This window comes from Phytohabitans houttuyneae (genome assembly GCF_011764425.1).
GTDB lineage: Bacteria > Actinomycetota > Actinomycetes > Mycobacteriales > Micromonosporaceae > Phytohabitans > Phytohabitans houttuyneae.
The window spans coordinates 948,261-967,926 of record NZ_BLPF01000003.1; the positions used below are offsets into that span (position 1 = coordinate 948,261).

Sequence of the window (19,666 nt, forward strand, 5' to 3'; positions counted from 1 at the left end):
GCCGCGGCCCGGCAACGAGCCGGGCGGCCGCCGCGTTGCCGCCGTGTTGCCGTGCTGAAACCGGCACCGGCGATGGTTCGCGGCATGACAGCGAACCTGAACCGGCCCGCGATCGAGGTACGCGGGCTCCGCAAGTCCTACGGCGACAAGGTCGTGCTCGACGGCATCGACCTGTCCGTCGCCGAGGGCACGATCTTCTCGCTGCTCGGCCCGAACGGGGCCGGCAAGACCACCGTCGTGCGGATACTCGCCACGCTGACCAGCGCGGACGGCGGCGAGGTCCGCGTCGCCGGCCACCAGCCGGACCGGGAGCCGGACGCGGTACGGGCCGCGATCGGCCTCACCGGCCAGTTTTCGGCGGTGGACCGGCTCCTGACCGGCAGGGAGAACCTGCTGCTGATGGCCGACCTGCACCACCTGGGCCGGCGCGAGGGACGCCGCCGGGCGGCCGAGCTGCTGGAACGGCTTGACCTCGTCGAGGCCGGCGACACGATGGCGGCGACCTACTCCGGCGGCATGCAGCGCCGGCTGGACCTGGCGATGACGCTGGTCGGCACACCGCGGGTGATCTTCCTGGACGAGCCGACGACCGGCCTCGACCCGCGCAGCCGGCGAGGCCTGTGGCAGATCATCCGCGAGCTGGCGGCGGGCGGGGTGACGATCTTCCTGACCACGCAGTACCTGGAGGAGGCGGACCAGCTCGCCGGCCGGATCGCGCTGCTGGACCGGGGCCGCGTGGTCGCCGAGGGCACGCCGGACGAGCTCAAGCGCCGCATCCCGGGCGGGCACGTCACCCTCCGGTTCGCCGACCCGACCGAGTTGGACCTGGCGGCGCGGACGCTCGGCGCGTCCGGCCGCGACGACGAGGGCCTGGTGCTGCAGGTACCGCACGACGGCGGGGTGCACGCGCTGCGCGCGCTGCTGGCCCGGCTGGACGACGCGTCGATCGACGTGGAGTCGCTGACCGTGCACACACCCGACCTCGACGACGTGTTCCTCAGCCTGACCCAGACCCCGGAGGTCGTTCGATGAGCACCCTGTCACTCGCGCTGTCCGACTCGGCCACGATGGTCCGCCGCCAGGTCAAGCACATGCGGCGGTACCCGTCGCTGACCCTGCAGCTGATCGGCGTTCCGGTGCTGTTCCTGCTGCTGTTCGTGTACGTCTTCGGCGGCACCCTCGGCGACGGCCTCGGCCCGGGCTCCGGCGGGCGCGGCGCGTACGTCGACTACGTCACGCCCGGCATCCTGATGATGGCCGTGGCCGCGGTGGCGCAGGGCACCGCGATCTCGGTGGCCATGGACATGACCGAGGGCATCGTGGCCCGGTTCAAGAGCATGGCCATCGCCCGCGTGTCGGTGCTGACCGGCCACGTCCTCGGCGCCGTGCTGCAGACCTTCGTCGCGGTCGGCGCCGTGGTGGCCGTGGCCCTGGCGATCGGCTTCCGGCCCAACGCCAACGTCGTGGAGTGGCTGGCGGCAGCCGGTGTCGTGGCGATGGTGACCTTCGCCCTCACCTGGATGTCGGTCGCGATGGGCCTGGTGGCCAAGACCGTGGAGAGCGCCAGCAACCTGCCGATGCCGCTGGTGTTCCTGCCGTTCCTGGGCAGCGGCTTCGTGCCGACCGACTCGATGCCGGCCGGACTGCGCTGGTTCGCCGAGTACCAGCCGTTCACGCCGATCATCGAGACGATCCGCGGGCTGCTGCTCGGCACCGCGATCGGCACCAGCGGCATCGCCGCCACCGCGTGGTGCGCCGGCATCGCGCTGGCCGGCTACCTGTGGGCGAAGCGGCTGTACAACCGTCAGTCCTGAACCCGCCCGCGCAGCGTGGCGAGGGCGGCGGCGGGCAGCGCGTCCCGGTCCAGTGCGGCGTACGTGGAGGTGGCCTCCGCGTACGCCGCCTTGTCGGCCCGCTCGGCGGCCTGCCGGGCCAGCTCCGGCGACATGGTGGACACGAACCCGCGGGTGAACTGGAACCGCTCGGCCATCGCGGTCAGCCGGGCGCCGGAGGCGGCCGCGCCGCGATGAATGTCTACTGTGGCCAGTGCGAGCAGCGCCGCGCCGCCGACCGGGTACCCCGTCGCGTAGGCGGCGTTCGCGTCGAGGGCGGCCAGCAGTGCCGCGAGCCGGTCCGGCAGCGCGGCGGCGAGCGGGGCGACAAGGTCGAGCCGGCCGCGCCGCACGTGCGCGACCACCGCCGCCGCCTCGACCTCCAGCGTCCACCCGTCGAAGCCGACCGCCGCGCCGCTGTCCACGCTGTCGCGCAGTAGGCCGGCGGCCCGCCGCCACAGCCGCAGTCCGGCCTCGTCCTCGCCGCGGGCGAGCAGGATCTCGGCGCGTATGGCGAGGCTGAACGAGCGCACGTCCAGCGCGTCCTCGGGCTGGTCCGGCTCGGCCACGGCCAGGTGCCGCTCGGCCGCGTCGATGGCGCCGACCTGCAGGTGTGCCAGCACCATGCCGAGCCGCACGCCGAGCGTCTCGTGCCGCACACCCAGCTCGTCCAGCGCCCGCATTGCCGCGTCGAGCTGCGGCAGGGCGAGGTCGCCGCGGCCGCGCTGCATGAGCAGGTCGGCGATCCGGGAGTGGCCGAGCAGCCGCGCCCACGGGGTCGGCTCCCGCTGGAACGCCGCGAGCGCGCGCTCGGCCGCGGACAGGGCCAGGTCGGGCTGGCCCTGGTACTCCCACAGCGCGGTGGCGACCGCGTTGGCGGCACCGGCCAGCAGCGGCTGATCGCTGTCGCAGAGCTCGCGCAGCCGCTGCCCGCCCTCGGCCAGCAGCTCCGGCAGTGCCGCCAGCACGGTCGCCACCGCCCGCAACAGGGTGTCCGGCGGGGCGGGCGGGAGGCGGCGGAGGGTGACCAGCGCGCGTACCGCCCGCGGGCCCTCGACGCTGAACGTGAACGCCGTGCACAGCACCGCGGCGGTCCGGGTCACCTCGACGAAGGCGTCGTCGGGCCGGTAGTGCGACAGCACCGGGCCGGACTCCTCGATCAGCGCCGCCATCCGGGCGTAGTCCGACTCCAGCAGCCACGGGCCGGCCAGGACCGCGGTCGCGGAGGCCACGGCCGCGCCGTCGCCCCGTTCGGCGCCCAGGTGCAGCGCCTGCAGCAGGTTGTCCCGCTCGTCCCGCAGCCGCCGCAGCGCCGGCTGGGCGGAGCCCATCGCGGCGTGGTGGTGTGCCAGCCCGAACTCGCGTGCCCAGCTCAGGAAGCCGGCGGTGACCTGGTCGTCCTCGCCGGCCGCCGCGCGCTGGGCCGCGCCGAACTCGCGTACCGTCTCCAGCATCCGGAACCGGGTGCCGGCACCGGTGTCGACCACCTTGATCAGCGACTGGTCGGCCAGGTCTTCGAGCGTGCCCAGCACGTCACCGGCGAGCAGGTGCCGCGCGGCGTCCGCGGTGAAGCCGCCGGGAAAGATCGACAGCGCGCGCAGCGCCGCCTGCCCCGCGGGGTCCAGCAGCGCCCAGCTCCAGTCGACGACGGCGTGCAGAGTCTGGTGCCGCGACGGTGCGTCGCGCGGGCCGCCGCGCAGCAGGCCGAACCGGTCGGCGAGGTGGCCGGCGATCTCCGCCACCGACATCACCCGCATCCGCGCGGCGGCCAGCTCCACCGCCAGCGGCAGCCCGTCCAGCTGGCGGCACAGCCCGGCGACCGTCTCCGCGGGCAGGTCGACGCCGGGCCGGGCGGCCCGGGCCCGCTGGGTGAACAGCTCCACCATGGTCGGCAGGCTCAGCTCGGGCAGCGCGTACACCGACTCCGACGACAGGCCCAGGGGAGTGCGGCTGGTGGTCAGCACGCGCAGCTCGGGCATCGTCGCGACCAGGGACCGGACCAGCTCGGCGGCGCCGGCGATCACGTGCTCGCAGTTGTCCAGGACCAGCAGCGCCGGGCCGGGGCCCAGCCCGGCGGCGATGCCGGCCACCGCGTCCGGCGGTACCGACGCGGGGGTCGGCCGCTGCTCGCCGCTGCCGACGGACGACGCCACCTGGCGGACCACGTCCGCGTCGGTGGCCACGCCGGCCAGCGGGACCACGTGCACCACCCGCTGCTCGGCCTCCCGCGCGACCGCGTTCGCCAGGCGGGTCTTGCCCAGGCCGCCGGGCCCGACGATCGAGGTGACCCGGGAACGGCGCACCATCGCGGTCACCGCGGCCATGTCCTCGTCACGGCCCAGCAGCGGGTTCGGCTCGTACGCGACGCCGTGCCGCACCACCGGCGTGTCGCCCTGCAACAGCCGCTGGTACGCGGCCCGCAGCGGCGCGCCGGGGTCGGTGCCCAGCTCGTCGCGCAGCGACCGGCGGTACGCCTCGTAGCGGGCCAGCGCCGCCGGCGCGCCCGCGGTGGCCGCCTCGCAGCGCAGCAGCTCCAGCAGCACCTCCTCGTCGCGCGGCAGCCGCTCGACGAGCGCGGTGAGCGGCTCGACCGCCTCGCCGTGCCGCCCCAGCCGGGCCAGGGCCAGCGCCCGGGTACGCGCCAGCGCCCGGTGCGCCGGCACCCGCTCGGCGCGCAGCGCCTCCACCGGGTCGTCCGTGCCGACGCTGTCCTGCGGCGTGCCGCCGAACAGAGCCAGGCCCGCCTCCGCGTGCGCGAGCGCGGCCGCGTCGTCACCGGCGCGCAGCTGCCGGGCGCCCGCCGCGACCCGCGAGAGCACCACGCCGGTGTCCACCTGGTCCTCGGTCAGGGCGAGCTGGTACCCCACAGGCGTGCTGGCGATCACCGCCGCGCCGAGCTGCGCCCGGGCCCGGGACACCAGCACCTGCAGCGCCTTGACCGGGTTGGCGGGCGGCTCGTCGGGCCACAGCCCGTCCACCAGCCGCCCGGTGCTGCATCCGGTGCGCAGGTCGGTGGCGAGCAGCGCCAGCAGGCCGCGCATCCGCTGCCCGGTCACCTCCTGGCCGCGGTAGGAGACCCCGCGCAGCAGGACCAGATCGACAGCCACGCCGCCAGCGTAGGCCCGGCGCGGGCGCGCGAAGTTCGTCGGGACCGTGCGGTAATCCTCGGGCCGGCGGTGACACAAGCATGGGTGCCACCGTCGAACCAGTCAGGAGCTTGGATGCGACCATCGCGGGAGCGCGGCGAGGAATGGTTCACCGCGCTCTATGCCACCCACTACCCGCAGGTCTTCAGGTACGCGCTGCGCCGCCTCGCGGACCCGGACGCCGCCGTCGACCTCGCGCAGGAGGTGTTCGTCGTCGCCTGGCGGCGGCGGGTCGAGGTGCCCGACCGCGGCCTGCCCTGGCTGTACGGCGTGGCCCGCCGGCTGCTGGCCAACCAGTGGCGCGCCCGGCACGCCGCACCCGCGCTCGTGACGCTCGCCGCGGGTGGCGCCCCGCACGAGCGCGCGGTCGCGCACCCGTCCGACGGCGGGGCCGCCGACCGGCTGGCCGCGGTGCGGGCCGCGCTGGCAACGCTGTCCGAGACCGACCAGGAGATCCTCCGGCTCGTCGGGTGGGAGGAGCTGACCGTCGCGGAGGCGGCCACGGTGCTGGGCTGCCGCCGCGCCACGGCGGCGGTGCGGCTGCACCGGGCCCGGCGGCGGCTGGCCGAGTCGCTGCGCGCGGTCCCGCTCGACGAACCGAGCGCGGCACCCATCCGACTGTAGAAAGGACACCGGACATGGTCGACGAGACCAGCATCAGAACACTGCTCGGGCCGGCGGACCCGGCCCGCGACGCTGCGGTACCGCCGCCCCGCACGCCGGCGGCCGAGCTGATCGCCATCGCCGAGGCCCCCGCACCCGTAGACCCGGCCGGCTACCGGGGTGCCGCGCGACCGGCCCGGCGCCGGCTCGCGGTGGCCGCAGTGACGGCGGTGATCGCCGCGGGTGCGGTGGCCGCGACGGCGGGGATCCACTCCGTCACCAGGGACGGCCCGGCACCGCCCGGACGGGCCGGCGGCTCGGCAACGCCGTCCGGCACGCCGGCGGAGCTGCGCCTGGGGCCGGTCGTCCGGCCGGTGGCCATGCGGGCCGGCACGAGTCCGGTGGACGCCGGTGACCGCCTGCGCGCTCTCGCCGGCGCGGTCGGCCCGGCACCCTACGACGGCGCCACCGGCCGCTACACGTACGTCCACACGGTGGACTGGAACGCCGTGTTCGACGACGCACCGGGCGGCACCGCGCAGGTCATCTTCCCGCAGGACAAGCGGCTCTGGTACACCGCCGACGGCTCCGGCCGGCAGGCCGTGCGGCCACTGCCGCCGGTCTACCCCAACGAGCAGTCCCGGCGGTACTGGCAGCAGCACGCCACGGCCCTCCCGGCGACCTCTGAGCCGCGGGTCGACGACCTGCCGGCGGACCGGGCCGGGCCGAGCGAGCCGCTGACCACCGACCCCGCGGAGCTGGCCGCCCGGCTCGGCGTCGGCGAGGTCGACCGGTACGGCCCGGAGCGCGTGCTGTCCGCCGTGCGTGACCTGTACTCCGTCTTCGCCCCGCCGCCAGCGTCCCGCGCGCACATCCTGCGGATCCTCGCGGACCTGCCGGGCGTCTCCTGGCACGGCAGCGTCACCGACCGCGCCGGACGCGCGGGCGTGGCGATCAGCGTCGACACCGGCGCCACCCGGCAGGTCCTGATCCTCGACGAGGGCACGGGTGGGCTGCTGGCCTGGGACGAGGTCGAGCGGCCGACCGACACCGTCGCCGGCGCGACGCTCTACCTCGGTTATGACCGCACCGACCGGCTCGGCTGATCCGCGCCCCCTACCGGCGCCAGAACGACGAGCCGCGGTCGGTGCCGCCGGCCGCCGCGTCGAGGACCTCGAGCACGTGCGCCCACAGCTCCTCGAACGGGCGGCCGCCGATGGCCTGCGGGCGCAGCGCCTCGGCGAGCGTGCGCAGCGGACCGCTGCCGGCGAGGACGGCCAGCCGGCTGCCGAGGTCTTCGAGGGCCTCCCGGCGCTCGTACTCCGGACGGCCAGCCAGCTCGCGCAGCCGGCGCGCCTCGCGGGCCGCCAGCCCGGCCAGGTCGGCCACCGGCGGTGCGGGCCGCGCGGGTGCGGACGCCGGCAGCGGTACCGGCATTCCGCCGCCGTCCCCGGCCCGCCGCTTGGCCGGTCGGGCGACGAACGCGGCGCGCGCGGACGGTGCGATGCCGGCCGCCGCCGGTGCGAAGCCGCCCATCCCGCGGCTCATGCCTCCCGGCGGCGCGGACAGCATGTCCCAGCCGGAGGTGGGCTCGACCGGCTGGACGATCCGGTGGCCGGGGCCGCCGCCGGCGACCGTGCGGCTGTCGACCGCCAGGTACGCGGTGAACCGGCACAGCACGCCGAAGCGCAGCGACGCGTCCACGATCCGCCGCTCCAGCCCGGTCAGGTCGGTGCCGGCCGCCGCCGCGTACCGGTCCTCCAGCTCGCGCAGGTGCGCACGGGCCCAGATCGCGGTGAGCGCGGCGTTGGCGCTGGGCGTCACCGGAGCGTCGACCGTCCACTCGCGACCGTCGCGGGTCGTGCCGCGCAGCGTCAGGCCGCCGGCCGGGGCGCCCCGGTAGCGTCCGGTCACCACGTACGGCACGCCGGGAAACAGGTCCGGCAGGCGGTCCGGCGTCCGCGCACCGTCCACGAGGGACAGTCCGTCGGCGGCGAGCGTCACGCCGGTCACCAGCGGCGCGCCGATGCGCCGGTGGATGCTGTCCATCGCCTCGTCCAGCCGGTCTTCGCTCTCCACCAGCTCGCAGCGACCGCCGCCGGCCGCGGCCAGGCGGCCGAGGAACCCGGCGTTGACCGCCCGGTCCACCCCGACCGTGTGCACCCGAACGCCGGCCAGGTCGCCGGCCTCGCGCAGGATCTGGTCCTCGTTGCCGACCTGGCCGTCCGTCACCAGCACCAGCACCCGGTCACGCGCGCCGTCCGGGGCCGTGCTTGTTGCGCTCGCTTCGCTCGCTGATGGCCCGGGAAGCCGGCGCCATCCGGCCTCGTCGCTGCGCTCCTCGGATCGGATCCCGCCGGCCCCGGGGCCAGGTAGCCGAGGCCGCGGCGCAGTGCCTCAAGCATCACGGTGCCGCCGCGGGCCTCGGTCCGGGCCAGGTGCTCCACGGCCCGGTAGCGGTGCCGGTCGGTGGCGGCGACGAGGCCGGACGGCAGCCCGGCGGGCTCCTCGACGATGTCGTCGAAGGCCAGCACCGCGAACCGGTCGGCGTCGCCGAGCGTGTCCACGATGCGCGCGGCGGCCCGGCGGGCGGCGATCATCTTCCAGCCGCCCATGCTGCCCGAGCGGTCGAGCAGCAGGACCACGTCGCGGGGGCGGGGCTGGCCGGAGCCGGCCGGCGGCAGCACGGTCAGCTGGAACGTGCCCTCCGCACCCTCGGCGTCGGCGACCGTGACGAGCGCGGCCGCCTCCCGCGGTGCGCCATACGCCAGCCGGAGCACGAAGTCGCGGTCGGCCCGCTCGCCCGGCCGCACCCGGAGCCGCCCGTCCTCCTCGACGACGGTGTGCAGGCTGGACCGGACCGCGTCCAGCGGCAGCCCGCCCGGGTCGACGCCGACGTCGATGGACAGGCGCAGCGGGTTGGGGAAGCCGGGCAGCAACACCGGCGGGGTGATCCGGGAGGCGTCCGGCACGGCGTCGGTGTCGGACGCGTGCCCGTCGCCGACGCTCGGCCCCGGCAGCGGCGCTCCCGGGATGTACCGCGGGGCGACCACGAGCGGGAAACGGAACGTCGCCTCACCGTCCTGCATGGACAGTGGGCCGGCGAGCGTGAGGGTGACGCTGACCCGCTCGCCCGGCAGGATGTTGCCGACCCGCATGGTGAAGACGTCCGGCCGCTCCTCCTCGGCGATCGACGCGCGCTGGCCGGCCGCGACCGCCCTGTCGTACTCCTGGCGGGCGGCGCCGCGCTCGGCCAGCTCGGCCTCGACGACCCGGTCGGCGGCGACCATCCGCATGCCGGTGACGGCGGCCCGGTCGGGCAGCGGAAACACGTACGTCGCTTCGAGCGTCGCGTCGTGCACGTTCAGGAAGTCCTGGGTCAGCTCGACCCGGCTGACCAGGCCGGTGATGTCGGCGCGCACGTCGAGCCGGTCCAGCGGCAGGTTGCCGCGGTCGGTGCGCAGGGCGCCGAGCCCGGAGTCGTCCGTGCGGTCACGGCCCCGCTCCTGGGTGAGCTCGGCCTCGGTCATCGGCGTGACAGCGGTCATGGTGTGCTCCTCAGGAGGCCTCGTGCGGACAGCAGGTCGAGCAGGGGTCGGGCGGCCGCCGCGATGGCGGCCAGGTCGTCGGCGTCCGGCGCCGCCGGCAGCAGCAGCACCGCCCCACCCTCGAGCGGAACCCCGGTCAGCACCGGCTCCGTAGGCGGCGGGTTCGCAGGCAGCGGGTCCGCGGGCAGCGGCGGGTCCGCGCGTGGCGGCGCGGGCGGTCGTGGGGGAGCGGGGCGCTCGGTCCAGAAGCGGGCGGACCGGGGTGCGGGCGGGGTGGCCGGTGTCGGGTCGGGCAGCGCGGCGATCCGCCGCAGTGCGCTCTCGCTCGCCCCGGCCAGCTCGACCTGGATCTCGGCGATGCTGCGGCCGTCGGCCTGGCGCCGCTTGACGGCGACGAGCTGCAGCAGGTGGCGCTCGCCGTAGAGCGCCGTGCGGCCGCGCATCGCCGCCGGCCGGTCGACCAGCCCGATCGTCGAATACCACCGGATGGCGCGCGCGTCCGGCACGTCGCGGACCCGGCCGTTTGGCGCGCCCGGGTATCCGTCGCCGAGTGCCGCGGCCACCCGCGACACGAGCTCGTTCATCGTCCACCCGTCGTCCGCCACCCCTACACGATGACACTGTCATATGACACTGTCAACGTCGTTGAGTTCACAAACGGAAGCGCCCGCCGCGAGAACGCGGCGGGCGCCAGATCGGGGGACTGCTACTTCCAGGAGGGCTTCCGCTTGCGGATTGCCTGCTCGCGCCGCTTCGCCGAGTCGGTGGCGGCGAAGCCCGCCGCCGTCGACAGCGCGCTGGGCAGCACGTCCGGGTTGACCCCACCGGTGCTGATCACGAAGCCCACCACGTCGAGCACGACGTGGGTGGCGATGATCGTGTGCACGGTGAAGGCGGCGTCGACAAGGGCGCCCTCGTCGTAGCCGGCCGCGGTGAACGCGAAGTTGGACAGCACACCGGTGCCCGGGAAGTTGAGCGTGGAGGCCACGGGGCGCGCGCTGCCGTACCCGTACACGGTCAGGTAGCCGGGGCCGACCTGGCCCACCACCGTGGCATTGAGCAGCACCGCGTCCGGGAAGAACGCGATGTCGCTGAGGTCGATGTGCATCGCCTGGTTGGCGCGGAGCCGGAAGGCACTGTCCAGCGCCGCGGGGTTGAGGATCCGTGCCCGGCCCGCGGCGTTGCGGGTGTCGCAGACGCGGGTCGGCAGGATCGGCACGGTCGTGTTGGAGTTGTAGTCGGTGAGCACCCGGTGCGAGAACGTGAAGCCCGGGTACTGGACCGACACCCACGGGACGCCGGCCTGGTCGGCGCCGAGCGAGCCCGCCGGCGCGTCGTCGTACAGGAAATTGCCCCTCGGCACCAGGCGCAGCGACGGCCCGCCGCCACCGCCGCCCGGCTCCTCGAACGTGTTGGCCAGCTCGAGCGTCGGAGCCGTCGAGCTGTTCGTCGTGAGCCCGGTCGAGCTCTGGGCCTGGTTCGCCTCTCCCTGGATGACCGGGTCGCCGTCAGCCGCCTGTGCGGGCGTCGCGGCCACCGCACCCGCGACGCCCGCACCCGCGACACCGGCGGCGACGGTGCCCGCGCGGCGCAGCAGGCGCCGGCGGTCGGTGGTCTTGTCCATGTCGGTCATGTGGAGCTTCCTCCCCGGTGTGATTGGACGGTCGTGCGCGTCCGGCGCCGGCCGGACGCGACGCCGTAGGGTAGCCGAACCGGGTGCGTGTGCGCGCGTGCCGCGAGGTGGAAGTTCCAGGCGCCGTCAGCCGTCCCGCGAGCCCCGCCCGACAAGGTGGCGGGCGTAGGCAACGGTGGTGGAAAAGGCCGGCAGGTCCTCGCCCAGCGCCTGCCGGGTGAGGATGTCGGCGGCGTTCGCGAGCCGGTCCAGCTCGGCCGCGGACCGGCCTTCGCGCAGGCGCGCCAGCTCTTCGTCCATGATGGACCGCACCAGGTCCTCGGTGACCCGGCCACCGCCGCCGAGCGGGGTGCCGTGGTGAATCCACTGCCAGAGCTGGCAGCGGGCGATCTCGGCGGTGGCCGCGTCCTCCATCAGGTCGAAGATGGCGACCGCGCCGGTGCCGGCCAGCCACGCGTCGAAGTACCGCAGCGCCACAGCGACGTTGTTGCGCACGCCGTGGTAGGTCACCTGGCCCGGCGTCCGGTCGACGGCGAGCAGGTCGTCAGCGGTGACCGCGACGTCCTCGCGCAGGCGCTCGACCTGGTGCGGCCGCTCGCCGAGCACCTCGTCGAAGGCTTCCCGGCACACCGGTACCAGACCCGGATGGGCCACCCACGAGCCGTCGAAGCCGTCGCCGGCCTCGCGGTCCTTGTCGGCGCGGACCTTGGAAAGCGCGACCTGGTTGACGGCCGGGTCCTTGCTGGGGATGAACGCCGCCATCCCGCCGATGGCGTGCGCGCCGCGGCGGTGGCAGGTCCGCACGAGCAGCTCGGTGTACGCCCGCATGAACGGCACCGTCATCGAGACCGCGGCCCGGTCGGGCAGCACGAAGTCGTCGCGGTCGCCGAAGTTCTTGATGATGCTGAAGATGTAGTCCCACCGGCCCGCGTTGAGGCCGGCCGAGTGTTCCCGCAGCTCGTACAGGATCTCTTCCATCTCGAACGCCGCCGTGATCGTCTCGATCAGCGTGGTGGCGCGGATGGTGCCCTGCGGGATGCCCACATAGGTCTGCGCGAACCGGAACACGTCGTTCCACAGCCGCGCCTCGAGGTGGCTCTCCAGCTTCGGCAGGTAGAAGTACGGTCCGCGGCCGGCGTCGATCAGCCGCTGCGCGCAGTGGTAGAAGTACAGCCCGAAGTCCACCAGGCTCGCCGAGATCGGCCGGCCGTCGACCACGATGTGCTTCTCGGCCAGGTGCCAGCCGCGCGGCCGGACGACGATGGTGGCCGGGTCCGGGCCGAGCGCGTAGCGCTTGCCGCCGGGCGCGGTGAAGTCGATCCGGCGGTCGACCGCGTCGATCAGGTTGAGCTGGCCGTTGACGATGTTGTGCCAGGTCGGCGACGTGGCGTCCTCGAAGTCGGCCAGCCACACCCTGGCGCCGGAGTTGAGCGCGTTGACGGTCATCTTGCGGTCCGTCGGCCCGGTGATCTCCACCCGCCGGTCGACGAGCCCGGGAGCCGGCGGCGCCACCCGCCAGGTCAGGTCCTCGCGGATCGCCCGCGTCTGCGGCAGGAAGCCAGGCAGCTGGCCCTCGGCGTAGCGGGCGCGCCGCGCCCGGCGGGTGTCGAGCACCTGGACCCGCCGGGTCGAGAACTCCCCGTCGAGCGCCACCAGGAAGTCCAGCGCCTTCTGGTCCAGGACCTCGGCGAACCTGTCCTCCATCGCTCCGGTGACCTGGATCCTCGCGGGGCCCCCGCGGAAATGTGGAGCGAAGCGGAGCGTTTCTGTGGGGTGCTTCACGAGAACTGTGCCTCCTCGGTCGAGCCGCGCAGCGCGGTGGTCTCGGCGGCCGGGTTGAGCACGGTACTGATCAGGTCGAAGTAGCCGGTGCCCACCTCGCGCTGGTGCTTGACCGCCGTGTAGCCGTCGGCCTCCGCGGCGAACTCCCGCTCCTGCAGCGACACGTACGCCGGCATGCCCTCGGCGGCGTAGCCGCGGGCGAGGTCGAACATGGAGTAGTTCAGGGCGTGGAAGCCGGCCAGGGTGATGAACTGGAACCGGTACCCCATGTGGCCCAGCTCGCGCTGGAACTTGGCGATCGTGGCGTCGTCGAGGTGCTTGCGCCAGTTGAAAGACGGCGAGCAGTTGTAGGCCAGCAGCTGGTCCGGGTGCTCCCGCTTGACCGCCTCGGCGAAGCGGCGGGCCACCTCCAGGTCCGGGGTGCTCGTCTCCATCCACAGCAGGTCGGCGTGCGGCGCGTACGCCAGGCCACGCGCGATGCACGGCTCCAAGCCGTCGCGCACCCGGTAGAAGCCCTCGGCCGTCCGCTCGCCGGTGATGAACGGCCGGTCCCGCTCGTCGACGTCGGTCGTGATCAGCGTCGCCGCCTGCGCGTCGGTGCGCGCCACGATCACGCTCGGCACGCCGGCCACGTCGGCGGCCAGCCGTGCGGCGTTGAGCGTGCGGATGTGCTGGCCGGTCGGGATCAGCACCTTGCCGCCCAGGTGCCCGCACTTCTTCTCGGCGGCGAGCTGGTCCTCCCAGTGCACGCCGGCCGCACCCGCGGTGATCATCGCGTTCATCAGCTCGTACGCGTTCAGCACGCCGCCGAACCCGGCCTCCGCGTCGGCCACGATCGGCGCCAGCCAGTCGAACGGCTGCGGGGCGCCCTCGGCCGTGGTGATCTGCGCGGCCCGCAGCAGCGCGTTGTTGATGCGGCGCACGACCGCCGGCACCGAGTTGGCCGGGTAGAGGCTCTGGTCGGGGTACGTGTGCCCGGCGAGGTTGGCGTCCGCGGCCACCTGCCAGCCGGACAGGTAGATCGCCTTGAGGCCGGCCCGCACCATCTGCACGGCCTGGTTGCCGGTCAGCGCGCCCAGCGCGTGCACGTACGGCTCGTCCTGCAGCAACGTCCACAGCCGCTCGGCGCCGCGGCGGGCGAGCGTGTGCTCCTCCTGGATCGCGCCGCGCAGGCGGATCACGTCCTCGGCGGTGTATGTCCGTTCGATGCCACGCCAACGCGGGTCGGTCGTCCACTCGTCCTGCAACTGTCGCGCGGTCGCGTTCATTCGGTGCCTCCTTCATTACGTCCCCGAACGCGCCTCGGGGGCATTCGCAAACTTCGCACCAGCGCCGATGGCCGGTAAAGGGACGGAAAGAGCCAATTATTGAAAAGCCTCGCCGCCGTTTTGCAAAGTTGCGAATTCGCTTCTTTTCAAGCCTGCTAATCTGACCGGATCGAATGGCGGCGCAAATGGCGGAAGGAGCGCGCGTGACCAAGACGTTCGCCGGGGCGCGGCTGCGGCGCCTGCGCGAGGAGCGCGCCATCAGCCAGGTCGAGCTGGCCCGGCAGCTCGGCATCTCGGCCAGCTACCTCAACCAGATCGAGCACGACGCCCGGCCGCTGACCGTGCCGGTGCTCATCCGCATCACGGAGCTGTTCGGCGTCGACACCACGTTCTTCGCGCCGCACGACATCCCCCGGCTGGTGCACGACCTGCGCGAGGCGCTGCCGCCGCGGGTGAGCCTGCCCGACCTGACCGAGCTGGCCACCAAGCAGCCCGAGGTGGCCGAGGCCGTGATCGAGCTGTTCCGCCGGTACCGGCAGGCGGGCGACCAGCTCGCCGAGATCGTCGGCGACCGTGAGCTGGTGGCCGGGCGCAGCCCGCACGACCAGGTCAGCGACTTCTTCTACCGCCGGCAGAACTACATCCCCGACCTCGACGAGGCGGCCGAGGCGCTGGCCGAGAAGATCGGGGTGCGCCCGGGCGAGACCCGCACGGCGCTGGCCGAGCGGCTCGCCGAGCGGCACGGCATCCGCATCGCCCGCGAGGGCCCGGAGACGCTCGGCGGCGAGCTGCACCGCTTCCGGCCGGAGACCCGCACGCTGTACCTGTCCACGTCCATGCGCCCCGGCCAGGAGGCGAGCCGGATCGGCGCCCAGATCGGCCTGCTCGAGTGCGCCGACGTGATCGACGAGATCATCGAGGAGGAGCAGGTCGAGGACGTGCAGACGCAGATCCTCATGCGGGTCGGGCTGGCCAACTACTTCGCCGCCGCGCTGATCTTCCCGTACCAGCGCTTTCTAGGCGCGGCCGAGGCCGTGCGCTACGACATCGGCCTGCTTACCAACCAGTTCGCGATGGGCTGGGAGACCGTCTGCCACCGGCTGAGCACGTTGCAGCGCCCCAAGGCCCGGGGCGTGCCGTTCTCGTTCGTGCGGGTCGACCGCGCCGGCAACATGTCCAAGCGGCAGTCGGCCACCGGCTTCCCGTTCTCCCGCTCGGGTGGCACGTGTCCCTTGTGGAACGTGTACGAGGCGTTCAGCGCGCCCGGCCGCGTGATGACCCAGATCGCGGCGATGCCGGACGGCCAGCGGTACCTGTGGATCGCCCGCACCGTCACCCGCCACCTGGGCGGCTTCCGGCAGCCCGGCAAGATGTTCGCGATCGGCCTGGGCTGCGAGACCCGCCACGCCGGCCGGCTCGTCTACTCCGACGGCCGCGACCTCGACGCCACCGACGCCGCCACCCCGATCGGGCCCGGCTGCAAGACCTGCGAGCGCCTGTCCTGCCCGCAGCGGGCCGCGGCACCGATCGGCCGCAGCCTCGACCTGGACGAAAACCGGAGCACCTTCATCCCGTACCCGCTCAAGGCGCGCTGATCACTGCGCCTTGGCGGGCGCGCAGAGCATCTCGAAGAGCCCGGTCACGTGCAGCAGCCGGTCGACGATCGGCTGCGGCCTGGCCACGACCAGCGTCGCGTGCTGCCGCTCGGCCCGGCTGAACGCGTAGATCAGCGTGCTGAGGCCGGACGAGTCGAGAAACGGGACGCCGGCCATGTCGACGACGACGGCGGCGGGCTCGGCGTCCAGGACCTCCTCCAACCGTCCACGCAGGAACGTCGACGTGCTGACGTCGATCTCGCCGGTCACCGCCAACGTGACTGTGCCGGCGGCATCGGTGCTGACCTCCACCGCAAGGTCGTGCGGTGCGGCCGCGGGTTCGACGGACATCTGACCTCCGCGCGAAATCCTACGGGAATCCCCACCTGACCGCGCGGCGACGCCCCGATTGACGCAACCGGGCGATTGCTATAGGTTGAATAGCAACCAGCTAGTTGCTATATCTCGCGAGGGGGCCCGTCATGGATGCGCCGGCACCGAGCCCGAGCAGGGCGAATCTCGTCCTGGCCACGCTGTTCCTGGGCATGTTCGTGATCGGCGGCACCGAGCTGCTCGCCGTCGGCGTGCTCGACCTGATCGCCGCCGACCTGCGCGTCTCGATCCCCGCCGCCGGCCTGCTGGTGACCGTCTACGCGCTGGGCCTCGCCGTCGGCGGCCCGGTCCTGACCGCCGCGACGATCCGGCTGGACAAGCGGACGGTGCTGGCCGGCGCGCTCGCGCTGTTCATCGTCTCCAACCTCGTCGCGGTGCTGACCGGCAGCTACGGGTTGCTGCTCGTGGCGCGCATCCTCACCGGCGCGTTCCAGGGCCTGTTCATCGCCGCCGCGTTCGCCGCCGGCACCGCCGTGGTCCCGCCGGCGCGGGCCGGCCGGGCGATGGCCGTCGTCGTCTCCGGAGTCGCGGTCTCCGGCGCGGTGGGTGTGCCGCTGGGCACGCTGGTCGGCCAGGCGCTCGGCTGGCGCGGCGCGTTCGCGGCCGCCACCGGGCTCGCCGCCGCCGCCCTCGTCGCCACCCTCGCGGTGGTGCCCTCGGTGCCCGGTGCCGGTGCCGGCGCGCGCGGCCAGGTCCGGTCCGCGGTCGCCCCGCGCGTGCTGGCCGTGCTCGCCCTGACCGGCCTGATCTTCGCGTCGGTCTACGCGGCGCTGACCTACATCGTCCCGTTCCTGCAGACCGTCACCGGCGTCTCCGGCGGCCTGATCAGCGTGTTCCTGCTTGCCTACGGGGCGGCCACGGCGGCCGGCTCGTTCGGTGGCGGCCGCTTCGCCGACGCCGACGCCGCCCGCGCCCTCGTCGTGGGGACCGCCGGCGTCGCGGGATGCCTGCTCGCGCTGTACCTGGTCGGCGCCGTCCCGGTCCTGGTGGCGCTCGCGCTGCTGGCCGTGGGCGGTTTCGCGATGGGCATGGCCCCCTCCATGCAGTACCGCGTGGTCAGCCTGGCCGGCCCCGGCGGCGCGTTCGCGCAGTCGCTGCCGGCCTCGGCGGCCAACGTGGGCATCGCGCTCGGCTCGTTCGCCGGCGGCGCCGCGGTCGGCGCCTTCAACACCTCCGCGGCGGTGATCGCCGGCCTGGTCATCGCGGTGATCGCGATCCCGGTCGCATGGGCGACAAGCTTCCTGACGCCGCCGGCGGTCGAGGTGGCCGCGGCGCCGCCGCCGATCCGGGAGCCGGCCCTGTGCCAGGCGTGAAGCCGGACCGAAACGCCCGCCGCGCAGACGGTGACCCGAGAGAGGAGACAGTCGTGAACGACCCCGCCCACTGCTGCTCGCCGGCGCAGGCCGCCACGCCCGCACCCCCGGCCGCCGGCGAGCCGGCCAAGCCCGAGGTCGCCGACCGCGCCGCGTACGAGGCGGAGATCGCGCGCCTGCGGATCCGCGAGAAGGCACACACCCGCGAAGGCGACGCGATCGCCGCGGCCCGGCGCCGCCTGCCCATGATCGAGCTGGATCCGCAGACCCCGCTGACCGGCCCGGACGGGCCCATGACCCTGCGCGACGCGTTCGGCGGGCGGCGCCAGCTGATCGCCTACTACTTCATGTGGCATCCCGGCCGGCCCGCCGCCGAGCAGTGCGAGGGCTGCACGTGGAACAACTCCCAGGTCAGCGAGCTGTCCTACCTGCACTCCCGCGACATCACGTACGCCGTGCTGTGCCAGGGCCCGTACGACGAGAGCCGCCGCTACCGAGACTTCATGGGCTGGGACATGCCGTGGTACTCCGCGCAGGAGTCCCTCGACACCCTCCTGGCCGGCCGCAACATAGGGCTCATGCATCTGGTCAGCTACCTGCTCCGACGACCTCACCGGCGCGTAGCTCGCCGCGGCCCAGGGACGCGCGGAGCCGGCCCTTCGGGGTCAGGGCGGGGTGCGATCGTGTAGCCGTTTCAGAAGGTCCAATTCGGACAGATCCGGGCTGCCGCGACGTCCGTCGTGGTCCGGACCGTTGCTCCCGCGGCCTCACCCTCCGCGGTGGGCTGGAGGGACTCGATCAGGCGGCCCTCCACGGAGTCCTCGCCCGCGTGCGCGACCTCGGCGCCGCCCTCACCTCGGTCACGACCGGACGAGGCGCACGCCGGTCGCGAGCAGCCAGACGAGCCAGGCGGCGAACCCTAGGAGCCCAACGAAGATCAGCGCCGAGCCGTCGGCGATCGCGAGGTTGCCGAGCCCCGCGGCGAGCAGCAGGCTCCCGCCCACCAGGCCGAGCAGGCGCTGCCAGGCCGGAGTCAGCCCGCTCGCGTGCGCGGCGAGGGCCGCGCCGATGAAGGTGGTGCCGAGCGTCGGCAGCGCCAGCGCGAACGCCGCCGCGTGAAGCTGCCAGACGAGCTCGAACGCAGGCGTCGGCTCGGCGAGCGCGCCGGCGGAGAGCGCGAGCCCGATCTGCAGGACGTTGACAAGCACGAAGATGGCCGACAGCGTCGCGCCAGCGGCCACGGCGAGGCGCGACCCGTCGGCGCCCGCTCCGCCTCGCCGCTCCACGAGGCCGTGCAGGCCCGTCACGAACACGAGCAGCAGCGGCAGGTACAGGGCTACCAGACCGGACACGATCGCGACCGCGTCGCGGTTGGCCGCGTAGTAGGCCAGCACGTCCTCGATCGGAGCGCCGTAGGACAGCGCGCCCGTTACCGCAAACAACACGTTCTCGATCACCACCAACACCGCGAACGCGATCGCCGCGGCACCGACGAGCCGGCCTCGAACGAACCACCTGCGGGCCAGCGTGGCGGCGGTGTTCTTCGGTGATCTCATCTTTTGCTCCTTCGTTGCGGTCGGATGGCCGGCGGGTTGTCGAGCAGGTTTGAGCACCGAGGGCGGGCCGTAGCGGTGCTGGAGGGCGGCCCGCATCGTCGCCGCTCCGGCCGGACTCGCCCACGGCACCAGGCGGTCTCCGGCATTCGATCGCTGTTCGGTTCCCACTGAAGCTCCTCGCGTCCGAGCTGCGACTCTCGCTGTCTCGTACACCGTACGTCGTACGCCGTACTATGGGTCGTACGCTGTACGATTGTCAAGCCGTTCGAGGGAGCGAGGAGACCCGTGTCTGCGAGGGAACAACGCCAGGTCGCGTCAGACGCGGGGCTGAGCAAGCAAAGGGTGGTGGCCGAGGCGATCCGGCTCGCCGACCGCGAGGGGGTCCACGGGCTGAGCATGCGCCGGCTGGCTGGCGCGCTCGGCGCGGGCGCGATGTCGCTCTACCACTACGTGGCGAACAAGGACGAGTTGCTGGACGCCATGATCGACATCGTGTTCGAGGAGATCGAGCTCCCGCCCGAACAGACCGACTGGCAGTCAGCGATGCGACGGCGGGCGGTATCCGCCCGACAGGTTCTCGCACGCCACCCGTGGGCGATCGGCCTGATGGAGTCGCGGACATCGCCCGGGCCCGCGAACCTGCGCCACCGCGAAGCGGTCACCGCCTGCCTGCGCAGGGCCGGCTTCCCGGTCTTGATGGCGACGCACGCCAACTGGTTGATCGACAGCTACGTCTACGGTTTCGCCCTGCAGGAAGCCAGCCTGCCGTTCGACACCGCCGACGAGCTCGCGGACATGACCGAGGACGTCTTCCTGCCCCAGCTTCCTCCTGACGAGTTCCCCTACCTCAACGAGTCCGCCGCGGCACTCGTCGCCGCCGGCTACGACCCGGCAGAGGAGTTCATCTTCGGCCTCGACCTCATCCTGGCCGCCCTCGAGCCCCTGAGAGCCTCCGCATAGCAACGCTCACGGACCGTCGCGCGGCCCTCTGCACCGC

Annotated in this window: 17 protein-coding genes and 1 pseudogene; 9 read left to right on the top strand and 9 right to left on the bottom strand. The window is 73.8% G+C overall.

What is annotated here, in order from left to right:
* Positions 1-84 precede the first annotated feature (84 nt).
* Together Phou_RS39195 and Phou_RS39200 are read left to right on the top strand one after the other, a co-directional pair.
* Positions 85-1,032 carry an ATP-binding cassette domain-containing protein gene (locus tag Phou_RS39195; protein WP_173067134.1) on the top strand — a complete coding sequence of 316 codons (948 nt, stop codon included), beginning with the start codon at positions 85-87 and terminating at the stop codon, positions 1,030-1,032.
* A complete protein-coding gene (locus tag Phou_RS39200; protein ID WP_173067137.1) occupies positions 1,029-1,814 on the top strand; it encodes an ABC transporter permease in 786 nt (261 codons plus the stop codon). The genes Phou_RS39195 and Phou_RS39200 overlap by 4 nt, the downstream gene beginning before the upstream one ends.
* On the opposite strand, the gene Phou_RS39205 is transcribed toward Phou_RS39200, so the two are convergent.
* Positions 1,805-4,939, bottom strand: coding sequence for an ATP-binding protein (locus Phou_RS39205; RefSeq protein WP_173067140.1), 3,135 nt, complete (start codon positions 4,937-4,939; stop codon positions 1,805-1,807). The two genes, Phou_RS39200 and Phou_RS39205, sit on opposite strands and share 10 nt — an antisense overlap.
* Before the next feature lie 114 nt (positions 4,940-5,053).
* On the opposite strand from Phou_RS39205, the gene Phou_RS39210 reads away from it, so the two are divergent.
* Positions 5,054-5,602 carry an RNA polymerase sigma factor gene (locus Phou_RS39210; protein WP_173067143.1) on the top strand — a complete coding sequence of 183 codons (549 nt, stop codon included), beginning with the start codon at positions 5,054-5,056 and terminating at the stop codon, positions 5,600-5,602.
* Positions 5,603-5,616: 14 nt separating this feature from the next.
* Positions 5,617-6,687: a CU044_5270 family protein gene (locus tag Phou_RS39215; protein ID WP_173067146.1), complete on the top strand. Its 1,071-nt coding sequence runs from the start codon at positions 5,617-5,619 to the stop codon at positions 6,685-6,687.
* A gap of 10 nt (positions 6,688-6,697) precedes the next feature.
* Here the strand turns inward: Phou_RS39215 and Phou_RS53800 are convergent, their stop codons facing one another.
* The 6 genes from Phou_RS53800 to aceA form a co-directional block, all read right to left on the bottom strand.
* Positions 6,698-7,825 carry a vWA domain-containing protein gene (locus Phou_RS53800; RefSeq protein ID WP_173067149.1) on the bottom strand — a complete coding sequence of 376 codons (1,128 nt, stop codon included), beginning with the start codon at positions 7,823-7,825 and terminating at the stop codon, positions 6,698-6,700.
* On the bottom strand, positions 7,810-9,129 hold the full coding sequence (locus Phou_RS53805) for a VIT domain-containing protein (protein WP_246274234.1): 1,320 nt from the start codon (positions 9,127-9,129) through the stop codon (positions 7,810-7,812). Before Phou_RS53805 ends, Phou_RS53800 begins: the two co-directional genes overlap by 16 nt.
* Positions 9,126-9,734, bottom strand: a complete 609-nt coding sequence (locus Phou_RS39230) for a MerR family transcriptional regulator (protein WP_246274236.1) — start codon at positions 9,732-9,734, stop codon at positions 9,126-9,128. Before Phou_RS39230 ends, Phou_RS53805 begins: the two co-directional genes overlap by 4 nt.
* 101 nt (positions 9,735-9,835) lie before the next feature.
* Entirely contained in the window at positions 9,836-10,762 is a 927-nt protein-coding gene (locus Phou_RS39235; protein ID WP_173067153.1) for a hypothetical protein, read from the bottom strand.
* A gap of 126 nt (positions 10,763-10,888) precedes the next feature.
* Positions 10,889-12,484 (bottom strand): malate synthase A, encoded by a 1,596-nt coding sequence (gene aceB, locus Phou_RS39240; RefSeq protein ID WP_345514878.1) that lies wholly within the window; start codon positions 12,482-12,484, stop codon positions 10,889-10,891.
* Between the two features lie 56 nt (positions 12,485-12,540).
* A complete protein-coding gene (gene aceA / locus Phou_RS39245) occupies positions 12,541-13,812 on the bottom strand; it encodes an isocitrate lyase (RefSeq protein ID WP_173067159.1) in 1,272 nt (423 codons plus the stop codon).
* Positions 13,813-14,015: 203 nt separating this feature from the next.
* Between aceA and Phou_RS39250 the strand changes: the two genes are divergently transcribed.
* Positions 14,016-15,407 carry a short-chain fatty acyl-CoA regulator family protein gene (locus Phou_RS39250; protein ID WP_173067162.1) on the top strand — a complete coding sequence of 464 codons (1,392 nt, stop codon included), beginning with the start codon at positions 14,016-14,018 and terminating at the stop codon, positions 15,405-15,407.
* Here the strand turns inward: Phou_RS39250 and Phou_RS39255 are convergent, their stop codons facing one another.
* Positions 15,408-15,758: an STAS domain-containing protein gene (locus tag Phou_RS39255; protein ID WP_173067165.1), complete on the bottom strand. Its 351-nt coding sequence runs from the start codon at positions 15,756-15,758 to the stop codon at positions 15,408-15,410. It lies immediately after the preceding gene.
* A 131-nt stretch (positions 15,759-15,889) separates the two neighbouring features.
* On the opposite strand from Phou_RS39255, the gene Phou_RS39260 reads away from it, so the two are divergent.
* The 3 genes and pseudogenes from Phou_RS39260 to Phou_RS56220 all read left to right on the top strand — a co-directional run.
* Complete coding sequence (locus Phou_RS39260) at positions 15,890-17,113, top strand: MFS transporter (RefSeq protein WP_173067169.1); 1,224 nt, start codon at positions 15,890-15,892, stop codon at positions 17,111-17,113.
* 53 nt (positions 17,114-17,166) lie between these two features.
* Positions 17,167-17,802, top strand: a complete 636-nt coding sequence (locus Phou_RS39265; protein ID WP_246274238.1) for a DUF899 family protein — start codon at positions 17,167-17,169, stop codon at positions 17,800-17,802.
* A gap of 95 nt (positions 17,803-17,897) precedes the next feature.
* A pseudogene (locus Phou_RS56220) lies at positions 17,898-17,945 on the top strand (hypothetical protein); the annotation flags it as partial.
* A gap of 28 nt (positions 17,946-17,973) precedes the next feature.
* On the opposite strand, the gene Phou_RS39270 reads toward Phou_RS56220, so the two are convergent.
* Positions 17,974-18,669, bottom strand: a complete 696-nt coding sequence (locus Phou_RS39270; RefSeq protein ID WP_173067174.1) for a hypothetical protein — start codon at positions 18,667-18,669, stop codon at positions 17,974-17,976.
* A 285-nt stretch (positions 18,670-18,954) separates the two neighbouring features.
* Here Phou_RS39270 and Phou_RS39275 point away from each other — a divergent pair, with 285 nt between their 5' ends.
* Positions 18,955-19,629 (top strand): TetR/AcrR family transcriptional regulator, encoded by a 675-nt coding sequence (locus Phou_RS39275; protein ID WP_173067177.1) that lies wholly within the window; start codon positions 18,955-18,957, stop codon positions 19,627-19,629.
* Positions 19,630-19,666 lie beyond the last annotated feature (37 nt).